This is a genomic window from Paraburkholderia sp. MPAMCS5 (assembly GCF_036016995.1).
Taxonomy (GTDB): domain Bacteria; phylum Pseudomonadota; class Gammaproteobacteria; order Burkholderiales; family Burkholderiaceae; genus Paraburkholderia.
In genome coordinates, this window is the sequence record NZ_JAYXBK010000005.1 from 305,557 (window position 1) to 318,359 (window position 12,803).

Here is a 12,803-nt window from a genome sequence, read left to right on the forward strand (position 1 = left end):
AGCGAGTCGAACGATGACCGTTGCAGCTCTGGCGCTCGAAAACATCACCTGCACGTTCGCCGCGCGGGACAACCGCGCGCAGCGTTACACCGCGGTCAAGGACACCACGTTGCGAATCGCGCCTGGCGAGTTCGTCTCGGTGGTCGGGCCGACCGGCTGCGGCAAGTCCACGTTGCTGAACGTGGGCGCGGGTTTGCTCGCGCCGTCGTCGGGCGCGATCAGCGTGTTCGGCGAACCGCTGACAGGCATCAACCGGCGCGCGGGCTACATGTTCCAGGCCGACGCGCTGATGCCGTGGCGCTCCGCGATCGACAACGTCATCGCAGGCCTCGCGTTTCACGGCGTGCGGCCGGCCGAGGCGCGCGAGAAAGCCGACGAGTGGCTCAAGCGCGTGGGTCTCGGCGGTTTTGGCGACCGCTACCCGCATCAACTGTCGGGCGGCATGAGAAAGCGCGTCGCGATGGCGCAGACGCTGATTCTCGACCCGGACATCATCCTGATGGACGAGCCGTTTTCGGCGCTCGACATCCAGACGCGCCAGCTCATGGAAAACGAGTTGCTCGACCTGTGGGCGGCCAAGCGCAAGGCGGTGCTCTTCATCACGCACGATCTCGACGAAGCCATTGCGATGTCCGACCGCGTGGTCGTTCTGTCGGCGGGACCGGGCACGCATCCCATCGGCGAATTCACGATCGACTTGCCGCGCCCGCGCGACGTCGCGGAAATCCGCTCGCACGCGCGTTTCGTCGAGCTGCATGCGCAGATCTGGAGCGTGCTGCGCGATGAAGTGCTCAAGGGCTATCAGCAGCAACTGAGCGCCGTATGACGGCTGTCCGGGCGCGCCGCGTTTTACGTCTATCAATCGTCTAAGGCAAATCGAGTCATGTGGAAGACGTTGCGCCCGAACCGGGCGAATCTGGTGATCTGGCAATGGCTGCTGCTCGTGCTGTGCTTCGTGCTCTGGTACGTGCTGACGAGTCCCACGCTCCTGCCGGCATTCTATTTCGACGACCCGAACAAGGCCGCTTTCTTCTTCGGCGAACCGCAGAAAGTGCTGCAGCGGATCTGGGAATGGTTCACGAGCGGCGAGATCTATTTGCACCTGTGGATCACGCTGGTCGAGACCGTCCTCGCGTTCGTGCTCGGCACCGGCGTGGGGCTGGGCGTCGGCTTGTGGCTCGCGCTGTCGCCGCTCGCCAGCGCGCTCTTCGATCCGTATATCAAGGCCGCCAACTCGATGCCGCGCGTGATTCTCGCGCCGATCTTCGGCGTGTGGTTCGGTCTCGGCATCTGGTCGAAGGTGGCGCTGGGCGTGACGCTGGTGTTCTTCATCGTGTTCTTCAACGTCTATCAGGGCGTGAAGGAAGTCAGCCCGGTCGTGCTCGCGAACGCGCGCATGCTCGGCGCGAACGGCAAGCAGCTGCTGCGCTTCGTCTATTTGCCGAGCGCGATGAGCTGGGTGTTTTCGAGCTTGCACACGTCGGTGGGCCTCGCGTTCGTGGGCTCGGTGGTGGGCGAATATCTCGGCTCGGCGCGCGGCGTCGGTTATCTGATCCTGCAAGCCGAAGGCACTTTCGATATCAATACCGTGTTCGCCGGCATTCTGGTGTTGACCGCGTTCGCGCTGGTTCTGGATGCGATCGTCGGCATGGGCGAGCGGCATCTGATGAAGTGGCAACCCAAGACTGGCGATACCGAAAAGCTGTAGGCGCAACGAGCGCGCAGCTTCATGAAAAACAGCGTGTGGGCTGACGCACCACACGCTGTTTTTGTTTGCGCTGACGCGGGTTCAAGTGCGGCGTCCAGTCGCAAGTTCAAGCGCAAGTTCAAGCGCAAACTCGGCCTCGACCCGAACCAGTGCTACGGCGTAATCACCACCTTCCCGATCACGCGCCGCTCGGCCATATCGCGCAGCGCGCGTCCGGTGTGTTCCAGCCGATAGCGCGCGGACACGTACGGCTTGAGTTTGCCTTCGCCGATCCAGCCGACCATCTGCGCGAACGCCGCGTGATTGCGCTCGGGCTCGCGCTTCGCGAAATCGCCCCAGAACACGCCGACCACGCTCGCGCCCTTGAGCAGCATCAGATTGAGCGGCAGCTTCGGAATCTCGCCGTTCGCAAAGCCGACCACCAGATAGCGCCCGCGCCAGCCGATGCTGCGAAACGCCGGCTCCGCATACGCGCCGCCGACCGGATCGTAGATCACGTCCGGACCTTTGCCGCCGGTGAGCGCCTTGATGCGCTCGCGCAGATCTTCGGTGCTGTAGTTGATCGTTGCATCCGCGCCATGTTCCACGCAGACGGCGAGCTTCGCGTCGCTCGACGCCGCCGCGATCACGCGCGCGCCAAGAGCCTTGCCGATCTCGACGGCCGCGAGGCCGACTCCACCGGCCGCGCCAAGCACGAGCAGCGTTTCGCCGGCTTGTAGCGCGCCGCGATCCACGACCGCGTGATGCGAGGTGCCATACGCGAGCGTGAATGCCGCGGCGAGTTCGAGATCGACGCTGTCCGCGAGCGGCACGCATGCGTCCGCGCTCGCGATTGCCTGCTCGGCGAAGCCGCCCGAGCCGGTGAACGCGACCACGCGCGCGCCCGGCGAGAACTGCGTGACGCCGGCGCCGACCGCGCGCACGACGCCCGCGACCTCGGAGCCGGGCGTAAACGGCAACGGCGGTTTCATCTGGTACTTGTTCTGGATAATCAGCACATCGGGAAAGTTGACGGAGGCGGCGCTCACGTCGATCACGACGTGGCCGGGCGGCGCTTCGAGGTCCGGCAGATCTTCGACGGTGAGGCTTTCGGGCGGCCCGTACTGATTACAGCGAATCGCGCGCATCGTGTCTCCATTCGATCAAGGGTTCGCAATTGCTTCGAGTGTAAAGCATCCGCACGAGCGTGCGTTTTCATGCTTTTCACACACGTCGCCGCTCTCCGGGAGCGGCGCGCGGCAGGCTTTTCAAACGTGCGCGGCAAGCCTTGCGCATCTGCTTCGCACCGCCCGCGGGCAATGCTCGCCGTGTCGTTCGCGCGCCTTCTTTCCTCGGTTACAATCGCCGCATGCGAATCCTACTCAGCAACGACGACGGTTATCTGGCGCCCGGCCTTGGCGCGCTTTACGAAGCGCTCAAGCCGCTCGCGGATGTCACTGTCATGGCGCCCGAACAGAATTGCAGCGGCGCGTCGAATTCCTTGACCTTGTCGCGGCCGTTGTCGGTGCTGCGCTCGGCCAACGGTTTCTACTACGTGAACGGCACGCCGACCGATTCCGTGCACATCGCGCTGACGGGCATGCTCGACCACACGCCCGATCTCGTCGTGTCCGGTATCAACAACGGTCAGAACATGGGCGAGGACACGCTCTATTCGGGCACGGTCGCGGCCGCCACGGAAGGCATCATGTTCGGCGTGCCGGCCATCGCATTCTCGCTCGTCGATAAAGACTGGGTTCATCTCGAAGACGCCGTGCGCGTCGCCGCGGAAATCGTCGCGCATTACCTCGCGAATCCGCTGCCGGGGCATCCGCTTCTGAACGTCAATATTCCGAATCTGCCGTACGACCAGCTCGGCAGTTGGCTCATCACCCGGCTCGGCAAACGGCATCCGTCGCAGCCGGTCATCCGCCAGACCAATCCGCGCGGCGAGCCGATCTACTGGATCGGGCCGTCGGGCAGCGCACGCGATGCGAGCGAGGGCACGGATTTCCACGCGGTCGCCAATGGCCATGTGTCGATCACGCCGCTGCAACTCGACCTGACTCACACGCAAATGCTGCCGGCGGCGCGCGATTGGGCGCGCGCGGGCAGCGGCACTTCATGACGAGCGAGCGCGCGAAGCGCTTCCCGCTTGGCCTCGAGGATCTGGTGCGCGAGCCGCGCCGTCCCGAAGGCCGGCCGGGCGAAGTGCGCGCGGCCGCGCTTGCGGCGAGCGCGGCGCTGAATGCGCGCCAGCAGGCGGAGAAGAATCTGCCGGGAGCGGCGGCCAGGACGCAGGCGAAGCCGGGCAGAGCACCCACTCAGGGGCTCGGTCAGAGCCAGGCGCAGACGCCGGCAAAGCAGCCGGTCATCGCGCCGCCCAAGCCGCTTGCCGCCCCTGCGGCAAAAGCGCCGGCGAGAGCTGTTGTGCAGAGCGCCAACGGGCGCGCTGCATCGTCGGCTCAAACAGCGGCCGCGGTGTCCGTGCCGGCGCGAACGGTCAGCAAACCCGCGTCGCAGTCCGCGCCGGCGGCGAAATCCGCGACGTGGCCCAACGAACGCAGCGCCGCGCCGAATGTCGCGTTGAACGGCGCCATGGCGCTGACGTCGGAACGGGTGCGCGAGCGGATGGTCGAACGTCTGCGCGCAAACGGTGTGGCCGACCCGCGCGTGCTGAACGCCATGGCGGTCGTGCCGCGCCACATGTTCGTCGATCCGGGCCTCGCGGTGCAGGCTTACGAAGACGCCGCACTGCCCATCGGTCATCACCAGACCATCTCGAAGCCGTCGGTGGTCGCGCGCATGATCGAGCTGGCCGCGGCGGGCCGCGCGCTGAACAACGTGCTGGAAATCGGCACCGGCTGCGGCTACCAGGCGGCGGTGCTGAGCCAGGTCGCGCGCGAGGTGTATTCGATCGAACGCATCAAGCCGTTGTCCGAACGCGCTAAGACAAATCTGCGTCCGCTGCGAATTCCGAACATCCGGCTGCACTATGGCGACGGACGTCTAGGTCTGCCGTCGGCGGCGCCGTTCGACGCGATCCTGATCGCCGCCGCGGGCCTCGACGTACCGCAAGCATTACTTGAACAACTCGCGATCGGCGGCCGTCTGGTCGCGCCGGTCGGCTCGCAGGAAGGCCAGAGCCAGGTGCTGACGCTGGTCGAGCGTCTTGGACCGGCGCAGTGGCGCGAGTCGCGGCTTGATCGCGTTTTCTTTGTACCCTTAAAATCCGGAGTGATTTGACACCGATGAGTATGTTGCGCGCGATGCAAAGAACCACCTTGAATGTCCCCATGACCGTAACCCAGCGTAGCGTGTGCGTGCTCGCCTTGTCCCTGTTGATGACGGCGTGTGCATCCCGGCTCGACCAGGCGCCCGTCGTCGATCGCTCCGGCGGCAACGTGCTCGGCACACAAGCTGCGCAGTCGCAACCGGCCGCGCCGCTCGGACCGCCGCCGCCTGGCTACTATCGCGTGAAGCCGGGCGACACGTTGTACCGGATCGCGCTCGAAAACGGCCAGAACTATCGTGACATTTCGACGTGGAACAATCTCACGAACCCGAATCAGATCGAAGTCGATCAACTGCTGCGCGTCGTGCCGCCGGGCGCGAACACCGCCGCGTTGACGCCGGGTGTATCGACCGCGCCGATCGGCAGCAATGGCGCGGTGCAAACGGCGCCGCTGAACGGCACGTCGCCGGGCGCGGCAGCCGGCGTCGCGGCGCCGCCGCTCTACGGCGCGGCCGCGAACAACGCTGCGCTGACGCCGCCGTCGAGTGCGGGCGCAGCAAGCGACTCCACGGCCGGCGCGTCTGGCAACGTGAACTTCTCGTGGCCGGTGCGCGGCCCGCTGCTCGGCACTTTTAACGATTCGACAAACAAAGGCGTCAATATTGGTGGCTCGGCAGGCGAGGCGGTCAAGGCTTCCGCCGACGGCCGCGTGGTCTATGCCGGAAATGGGCTGCGTGGATACGGCAATCTCATTATCATCAAGCATGATGCAACTTATCTCACGGCGTATGCACACAACCGCGCTTTGATGGTAAAAGAAGGGGACGCGGTAACAAAAGGGCAGAAAATCGCCGAGATGGGCAACAGCGATGCAGACCGCGTGATGTTGCATTTCGAAGTTCGCCGGCAGGGCAAACCTGTCGACCCACTGAAGTATTTGCCGCCGCAATAAGCGATACGACCATGCCGAAATCGAAGCGCCGCCTGCCGCAAGCCGAATCTGAAACGATCAGCGATGCCACGTCCGCTTCGATGGACGACAGCGGCGCTTCCGAAGCGGAAGAGGAACTCGTCGAGGAGCGCGAGCTCGACGAGCGCCAGAACTCGGAAGAAGGCGGCGACACGCGCGAAGCCGCAAGCGAGGCCGCGCCTGACGCCGACGATTTCCGCGCGCTGCTGCAAGCCGAACTCACGGCCGACACGATTCAGCACTACCTGAACCGCATCAGCGTGAAGCCGCTTCTCACCGTCGAGGAAGAGCAGAAGTACTCGCGTCTCGCGAAGGCGGGCGAGTTCGAAGCGCGCCAGGTCATGATCGAGCGCAATCTGCGGCTTGTCGTCAGCATCGCTAAGGGTTACCTGAATCGCGGCGTGCCGCTGCTCGATCTGATCGAGGAGGGCAACCTCGGCCTCATGCACGCGATCGAAAAATTCGATCCCACGCGCGGCTTCCGTTTTTCGACCTACGCCACCTGGTGGATTCGACAGAGCATCGAGCGCGCGATCATGAACCAGGCACGCACGGTGCGCTTGCCGGTCCACGTGATTCGCGAGCTGAATCAGGTGCTGCGCGCCAAGCGCCATCTGGAAAAGAATTCAATGAATTCCGGCGAAGCCGCCGAGCGCCGCGACGCCAGCATCGACGACATCGCTTATCTGACCGGCAAGACCACCGACGAAGTTACCGACATTCTCGCGCTGAACGAGCACACGGCGTCGCTCGACGCGCCGCTCGATCTCGACCCGGCCAGCAGTTTGCTCGACTTGTTGTCCGATGACCAGAGTCAGTCGCCGGATGCGGAGGTTCAGCATCGCGAACTGGAAACGCTCACGCGCGCGTGGCTCGCGCGCTTGTCGGACAAGCATCGCCATGTGATCGAACGCCGCTTCGGTCTGAATCACATCGAACCTGCCACGCTCGAAGAGCTGGCCGATGAAATGGGCCTCACGCGCGAGCGTGTGCGCCAGATCCAACAGGAAGCGCTCGTGCGGTTAAAGCGCTTCTTCGCCTCCAACGGCGTCCGGAAAGACGCCGTTCTCTAATTTGATGACACCGATTCTTGTTTTCGACATCGAGACGATTCCCGATGTCGCCGGCATCCGCCGTCTCGACGATTTGCCTGCCTCGATGAGCGACGCCGAAGTCGCCGAACACGCTTTCGCCGCGCGCCGTGAAAAGACTGGCGGCGATTTTCTGCCGCATCATCTGCAACGGGTGGCTGCGATTTCCTGCGTGTTTCGCGACAACAACGGTTTTCGCGTGCGCTCGCTCGGCACGCCCGAAGACGGCGAAGCGGCACTCGTGCAATCGTTTTATCGCGTGATCGAGAAATACACGCCGCAGCTCGTGTCGTGGAACGGCGGCGGTTTCGACCTGCCGGTGCTGAACTATCGCGCGCTCGTCAACGGGATTGCCGCTTACCGTTTCTGGGACCTCGGCGAAGACGACCGCGAGTTCAAGTGGAACAACTACATCAGCCGCTACCACGCGCGTCACACGGACCTGATGGACGTGCTCGCCATGTACCAGGCGCGCGCCAACGCGCCGCTCGACGCGCTCGCGAAAATGTGCGGCTTTCCGGGCAAGATGGGCATGGACGGCAGCCAGGTGTGGCATGCGTTTCAGGAAGGGCGCATCGAGGAAATCCGCAATTACTGCGAGACCGACGTCGTCAATACGTATTTGCTGTATTGCCGCTTCCAGCTGATTCGCGGCGCGTTTTCCGCCGCCGAATATGCCGACGAGATCAATCTGGTCAAGAACGCGCTCGCGCTCGAAGCGGCGCCGCAATGGGCGGAGTATCTGGCGGCGTTCGATCAGTAGTCGCGTGGACGGGCGCGGCGCTTCGTCTACAATCTCGCCTTTCCCCAAGTTTGTCAGGAAGTTGCAGGTGTCCCGAACTGCCCCCCATCGTCGCTCGCCGAAGCGCCCCTCGAAGCACCACAAGGCGCCCGCCGCGGCTGCTCCACATGTCATTACCGGCAATGAACCGGTCGTCGAAATCGTCTCACTCGATATGGAAGCGCGCGGCGTCGGCCGCACCGAGACCGAAGACGGCACGCCCGGCAAGGTGATTTTCGTCGAAGGCGCGCTGCCCGGCGAGCGCGTGAGTTATTCGACGCATCGCAGCAAGCCGAAGTTCGAGCAGGCCGAAGTCGTGCAGGTTTTCCGCGAAAGCGTGATGCGCACCGAGCCGAAATGCGTGTACTTCGATATTTGCGGCGGCTGTTCGATGCAGCATCTCGACATTCGCGCCCAGGTCGCCGTGAAGCAGCGCGTGCTGGAGGACAACCTTCAGCATCTGGCGAAGCTGCGCCCGGAAACGGTGTTCCGGCCGATTCACGGACCGGCTTGGGGCTATCGTTATCGCGCGCGGCTGGCGGTGCGTTTTTTGCCTGAAAAGGGCGGCATGCGCATCGGCTTTCACGAGAAAAAGAGCAGCTACATCGCGGATATGAAAACCTGCGAAGTGCTGCCGCCGCATGTGTCGGCCATGTTGATGCCGCTGCGCTTCATGGTGCGCAAGCTTTCCATTTACGACCGCATGCCGCAGCTCGAACTGGCGGTCGGTTCATCGGTGACGGCGCTCGTGGTGCGCAACCTCGAGCCGCTGACCGCAGCGGACGAGCAGGTGCTGCGCGAGTTCGCCGACGAGCACAAGGTGCAGTTCTGGGTCCAGCCTGGCGGCCCGGACACGGTCACGCCGCTCTATCCGCTCGACGTGCAGCTCGACTACACGCTGCCGGAATACGACATCCGTATGCCGTTCAAGCCGACCGACTTCACGCAGGTCAATCACGCGATCAACCGTGTGCTCGTGAGCCGCGCGCTGCGACTCCTGGCGCCCGCGCGCACGGACCGCGTGCTCGACCTGTTTTGCGGGATCGGCAACTTCACGCTGCCGCTCGCGCGCATTTCGAAGGAAGTGGTGGGTATCGAAGGCAGCGAAGTGCTGACCTCGCGCGCGCTGGCCAATGCCGAACTGAACGGCGTGGCGGGGCATACGTCGTTTGCCTGCCGCAATCTGTTCGAAGTCACCGCCGACGACATCCGCGCGCTCGGCCACTTCGACAAGTTTCTGATCGACCCGCCGCGCGAAGGCGCGCTGGCAGTCGCGAAGGCGTTGGCGGAGATCGCGCAGAGCGGCCACGGGCCGCTGCCGAAGCGCATCGTCTATGTGTCCTGCAATCCGTCGACGCTTGCGCGCGACTCAGGGTTGCTGGTGCACGAGGCGGGTTACCGGCTGGTCGGCGCGGGCGTGGTCAACATGTTTCCGCACACGTCGCATGTGGAGTCGATTGCGCTGTTCGAGCGGGATTGAGCCGACGCTGAACGCATCAAGCAAAACGCACCAAACAAAACGCCACGACCTCGGTCGTGGCGTTTTGCTTGGGTGCCGCTTTTTCAGCGTGCTTTCAGCATACCGTGCGGCTTAGAACTGCCACCACGACTTTTCCTTACCGGGCCGTGCATGACCGGTGATGTACGGGCTGTCGGGGAAGGTGCCGGCCAGCACGCGCTTGGTGTCGTCGGCGAGTTGCGGCTGGTTCAGCTTCTCGTACGACAGCATCATGATGTGCAGCGCGTCTTCGATAGCCGGTGCGTTCTTGTATTCCTTCAACGCCAGTTGCGCGCGGTTGATCGCTGCCACATAAGCGCCACGGCGATAGTAGTAATCCGCCGCGTGAACTTCGTGCGACGCCAGCGCGTTCACGATATAGCGCATGCGTTGCGCGGCGTCCGGCGCGTATTTGCTGTTCGGAAATTTATCCACGACGACCTTGAACGCGTCGTACGACTCGCGCAGCGACTTCGGATCGCGCTCGCTCATGTCCTGGCCGGAGAAGCGGCCGAACAGACCGAGGTCGTCGTTGAAGTGGATCATGCCCTTCAGGTAGTACGCGTACGCGATGTCCGGGTGATCCGGATGCAACTGGATGAAGCGGTCGATGGCCTGATCGGCGGCCGCGGTTTCATTGTCTTTCCAGCTGCAGTACGCGACGTTGATCTGCGCCTGCTGTGCGAAGTGACCGAACGGGTCGCGGCCCTCGAGCATCTCGAAGTATTTCGCGCACTTGCCGAAATCGCCGCCGCTCAGTGCGTCGTTCGCCTCCGTATATAATTTGTTGTTGTTCCACGTTGCCGTTTCGTCGGTCTTCTCCGGCAGGCCGTGGCAAGCCGCAACAACCGCGACGGCTGCGGCACACGCAATGTATCCGGCCACTTTCCGGGCCGCGTTCTTGATGGCCTTCAAATTGATCGCCGCTTTAGTGATGGTGTTCAAGGCTCGCATTTTCCAGTCTAGCTTTACGTCCAGGTGACCCAGACTCAATGACCCGCTCAAATACTCCAGGCGCTGCAACCGGTGCCGGGAATAGCAACGAAGATTATAGCGTAAGCGCTGACCCCTCCGACGCGTTGGGCGTCGATTCCCTCGACGACGACCTCGGCGCCGACGCGCTCGGACGAGCCGCTCCCGCGAGCCTGGTGCCGTCCGTGGCCAACCGCGTCGCGGACGAAACGCCGCGCAGCGCCGTCGTGCCGGACGAACTCGCCGGCGAGCGCCTCGACAAGGTGCTCGCGCGCGTTTTCCCCGAATTCTCGCGCAACCGGCTGCAAAGCTGGATCGAGGCGGAGCGCGTGCGCATCGACGGCAAGCCGGCCAGGATCCGCCAGCCGGTGCCGCTCGGCGCGACCATCGAGCTTGTGCCGGACCTTTTGCCGGAGCAGCTCGCCTTCACGCCCGAGCCGGTGCCGCTCGATATCGTTTATGAAGACGACACGCTCGTCGTCATCAACAAGCCGGCGGGCATGGTCGTGCATCCGGCGGCCGGCAACTGGAGCGGCACCGTGCTGAACGGTCTGCTGTACCGCTATGGCGACGCGGCGGCGGGACTGCCGCGTGCGGGCATCGTGCATCGGCTGGATAAGGAGACCTCGGGGCTGATGGTGGTCGCGCGCACGCTCGAAGCGCAGACCGATCTCGTGCGCCAGTTGCAGGCGCGCACGGTGAAGCGCCGCTACCTCGCGCTCGTGTGGGGCAACATGCCGGAAGAAGGCACGATCGACGCGCCAATCGGCCGCGATCCGCGCGAACGCACGCGCATGGCGGTAGTGACGGGCGCGTCGGGCAAGCCGGCGCGCACCCATTTCCGGCGCGTCGAATCGGCGATCTGGCAGCGTCAGCCGGTCACCGCGATTCACTGCGATCTCGAAACGGGCCGCACGCATCAGATCCGCGTGCATTGCGCGCATATCGGCCATCCGCTGCTCGGCGATCCGGTGTATGGGCGCGCGCGCGGCAAGCGCTCGGTCACGCCGCTGCCCGGCGACTTCGCGCGGCAGGCGCTGCATGCATGGCGCCTCGGGCTGATCCATCCGAAAACCGGCCGCACGATGCAATGGCGCGCGGATGTGCCGGAAGACATTGCGGCGCTCTCGGCGGCGCTCGGTCTGGGCCGCGACGATGCAGGCGAATTCGACGAGACGTACTATGAGGAAGACGGCTACGACGATGAAGACGACGCAGCCGGCCACTCTCTTCAGGACGACGAGGACGATCACGCATGAGCCTGCCCGAACTGAGCTTTGCCGATGTCGTGCAACCCGCATGGAACGTGGCGCCGCGCGTGCGCGCGCTCGTCACCACGCGCGACGGCGGCGTGAGTGCGCCGCCGTTCGGCCGCTGGCGCGACGGCGCGCACCAGCCCGGCGGCCTCAATCTCGGGATGAATTCCGGTGACGATCGCGCCGCGGTTGCCGCGAATCGGGCGCGCCTGCTTGCGCTCGCCGGCGTGAGCGACGCCGCGTGGCTCGATCAGGTTCACGGCGCGCGCATCGTGCGTGCGCAAGACGCGCTTGCCGAGGCGCGCGCGAACGGCGCGCCGACGCAGGCGGACGCGAGCGTGACCGACCAGGCGGGCATCGCCTGCGTCGTGATGGTGGCCGATTGCATGCCGGTGCTGTTCTGCGACGAAGCAGGGCGCGCGGTCGGCGCGGCGCACGCGGGATGGCGCGGACTCGCGTCGGGCATCGTCGAACAGACGGCTGCTCGCGTCGCCGAACTCGCCGGAGTGGAAACGGGCGCGCTGAACGCGTATCTCGGTCCGTGCATCGGACCGGGCTCGTTCGAGGTCGGCCCGGACGTGCGTGACGCCTTCATGAAAAGCGTGGACGGCGTGGACGGCGCACAACGCGATGCCACGGCGCGCGCGTTCGTCGAGCATCCGCAAAACGCGGGCAAATACCTTGCCGATCTTCCGGCGCTGGCGCGTCTGCGCTTGCAGCGGCTCGGCGTGACGCACATTGCCGGCGGCGATCTGTGCACGGTCACGCAACCCGAGCGCTTCTATTCGTATCGCCGCGATCGCGAGACCGGTCGCATGGCCGCGCTCATCTGGCTCGACGCACAGGCGCAGACACTCGCCGATTGATCGGCCTCGCGCGATGCATCCGGCTCACGCGCGGCGCCCCTCGGGAAAACACATCGAAAAGCGCGACGACGCGCTTTTCCGCGCGCGGGCCGCTGTTTTTTTGCTGCGCTGCCGGAGACGCTTCGCGTGTGAATAAATAAGCCGCGAAAATGGGTGCCTCCGAAATGCATAAATGTGAATAAAGCGCTGCAATAAGCTGTTTTATTCGTCCTCCGCCATTCAGTTGACATATGTCTGATAAGCGCGATTAGCGATACAGGGAAAACGATAATTAAAAAAGTATCGCACTGCGGCAAAATCGGGAACAAGCATTGACATGCCCTGCGATGGGGAGCAAGAATGTTCCTCACAGCTCCTCGTACATGGGACAGGGCGTGACGAGGGCGCGAACGATCGCCCACGTGCGCAGGAACCTGCCTCTCAACCGTCCGCAAGGACTTACCGGTC

The 12,803-nt window shown here is 64.4% G+C and carries 12 protein-coding genes; 10 read left to right on the forward strand and 2 right to left on the reverse strand.

From position 1 onward, the window contains the following. Positions 1-13: 13 nt before the first annotated feature. The gene (locus VOM14_RS14275) at positions 14-826 is read left to right on the forward strand and encodes an ABC transporter ATP-binding protein (protein WP_327629356.1); all 813 of its coding nucleotides are present in this window, start codon (positions 14-16) and stop codon (positions 824-826) included. Between the two features lie 57 nt (positions 827-883). Then, positions 884-1,708 carry an ABC transporter permease gene (locus tag VOM14_RS14280; RefSeq protein WP_327629357.1) on the forward strand — a complete coding sequence of 275 codons (825 nt, stop codon included), beginning with the start codon at positions 884-886 and terminating at the stop codon, positions 1,706-1,708. 152 nt (positions 1,709-1,860) lie between these two features. Here the strand turns inward: VOM14_RS14280 and VOM14_RS14285 are convergent, their stop codons facing one another. After that, positions 1,861-2,835, reverse strand: a complete 975-nt coding sequence (locus VOM14_RS14285; RefSeq protein ID WP_327629358.1) for an NADPH:quinone oxidoreductase family protein — start codon at positions 2,833-2,835, stop codon at positions 1,861-1,863. Positions 2,836-3,056: 221 nt separating this feature from the next. On the opposite strand from VOM14_RS14285, the gene surE reads away from it, so the two are divergent. The 6 genes from surE to rlmD all read left to right on the forward strand — a co-directional run bounded on the left by surE (position 3,057) and on the right by rlmD (position 9,244). Next, positions 3,057-3,815: a 5'/3'-nucleotidase SurE gene (gene surE / locus VOM14_RS14290; RefSeq protein ID WP_327629359.1), complete on the forward strand. Its 759-nt coding sequence runs from the start codon at positions 3,057-3,059 to the stop codon at positions 3,813-3,815. After that, positions 3,812-4,933 carry a protein-L-isoaspartate(D-aspartate) O-methyltransferase gene (locus tag VOM14_RS14295; RefSeq protein WP_327629360.1) on the forward strand — a complete coding sequence of 374 codons (1,122 nt, stop codon included), beginning with the start codon at positions 3,812-3,814 and terminating at the stop codon, positions 4,931-4,933. The genes surE and VOM14_RS14295 overlap by 4 nt, the downstream gene beginning before the upstream one ends. Positions 4,934-4,938: 5 nt before the next feature. Continuing rightward, on the forward strand, positions 4,939-5,874 hold the full coding sequence (locus VOM14_RS14300; protein ID WP_327629361.1) for a peptidoglycan DD-metalloendopeptidase family protein: 936 nt from the start codon (positions 4,939-4,941) through the stop codon (positions 5,872-5,874). Between the two features lie 11 nt (positions 5,875-5,885). After that, positions 5,886-6,965 (forward strand): RNA polymerase sigma factor RpoS, encoded by a 1,080-nt coding sequence (gene rpoS / locus VOM14_RS14305; RefSeq protein ID WP_327629362.1) that lies wholly within the window; start codon positions 5,886-5,888, stop codon positions 6,963-6,965. 4 nt (positions 6,966-6,969) lie between these two features. Beyond that, a complete protein-coding gene (locus VOM14_RS14310) occupies positions 6,970-7,746 on the forward strand; it encodes a 3'-5' exonuclease (RefSeq protein ID WP_327629363.1) in 777 nt (258 codons plus the stop codon). Positions 7,747-7,813: 67 nt separating this feature from the next. Next, entirely contained in the window at positions 7,814-9,244 is a 1,431-nt protein-coding gene (gene rlmD, locus VOM14_RS14315; protein ID WP_327629364.1) for a 23S rRNA (uracil(1939)-C(5))-methyltransferase RlmD, read from the forward strand. A gap of 111 nt (positions 9,245-9,355) precedes the next feature. Here the strand turns inward: rlmD and VOM14_RS14320 are convergent, their stop codons facing one another. Beyond that, positions 9,356-10,216 carry an outer membrane protein assembly factor BamD gene (locus tag VOM14_RS14320; protein WP_327629365.1) on the reverse strand — a complete coding sequence of 287 codons (861 nt, stop codon included), beginning with the start codon at positions 10,214-10,216 and terminating at the stop codon, positions 9,356-9,358. A gap of 38 nt (positions 10,217-10,254) precedes the next feature. Here VOM14_RS14320 and VOM14_RS14325 point away from each other — a divergent pair, with 38 nt between their 5' ends. Both VOM14_RS14325 and pgeF read left to right on the forward strand, forming a co-directional pair. After that, complete coding sequence (locus VOM14_RS14325; RefSeq protein ID WP_327629366.1) at positions 10,255-11,493, forward strand: RluA family pseudouridine synthase; 1,239 nt, start codon at positions 10,255-10,257, stop codon at positions 11,491-11,493. Beyond that, positions 11,490-12,356 carry a peptidoglycan editing factor PgeF gene (pgeF, locus tag VOM14_RS14330; RefSeq protein WP_327629367.1) on the forward strand — a complete coding sequence of 289 codons (867 nt, stop codon included), beginning with the start codon at positions 11,490-11,492 and terminating at the stop codon, positions 12,354-12,356. Before VOM14_RS14325 ends, pgeF begins: the two co-directional genes overlap by 4 nt. Positions 12,357-12,803 lie beyond the last annotated feature (447 nt).

Coding starts and splice junctions, on each gene's coding strand:
- VOM14_RS14275 (WP_327629356.1), top strand. CDS start 14: ATGACCGTTGCAGCTCTGGCGCTCGAAAACATCACCTGCACGTTCGCC.
- VOM14_RS14280 (WP_327629357.1), top strand. CDS start 884: ATGTGGAAGACGTTGCGCCCGAACCGGGCGAATCTGGTGATCTGGCAA.
- VOM14_RS14285 (WP_327629358.1), bottom strand. CDS start 2,835: ATGCGCGCGATTCGCTGTAATCAGTACGGGCCGCCCGAAAGCCTCACC.
- surE (WP_327629359.1), top strand. CDS start 3,057: ATGCGAATCCTACTCAGCAACGACGACGGTTATCTGGCGCCCGGCCTT.
- VOM14_RS14295 (WP_327629360.1), top strand. CDS start 3,812: ATGACGAGCGAGCGCGCGAAGCGCTTCCCGCTTGGCCTCGAGGATCTG.
- VOM14_RS14300 (WP_327629361.1), top strand. CDS start 4,939: ATGAGTATGTTGCGCGCGATGCAAAGAACCACCTTGAATGTCCCCATG.
- rpoS (WP_327629362.1), top strand. CDS start 5,886: ATGCCGAAATCGAAGCGCCGCCTGCCGCAAGCCGAATCTGAAACGATC.
- VOM14_RS14310 (WP_327629363.1), top strand. CDS start 6,970: ATGACACCGATTCTTGTTTTCGACATCGAGACGATTCCCGATGTCGCC.
- VOM14_RS14320 (WP_327629365.1), bottom strand. CDS start 10,216: ATGCGAGCCTTGAACACCATCACTAAAGCGGCGATCAATTTGAAGGCC.
- VOM14_RS14325 (WP_327629366.1), top strand. CDS start 10,255: ATGACCCGCTCAAATACTCCAGGCGCTGCAACCGGTGCCGGGAATAGC.
- pgeF (WP_327629367.1), top strand. CDS start 11,490: ATGAGCCTGCCCGAACTGAGCTTTGCCGATGTCGTGCAACCCGCATGG.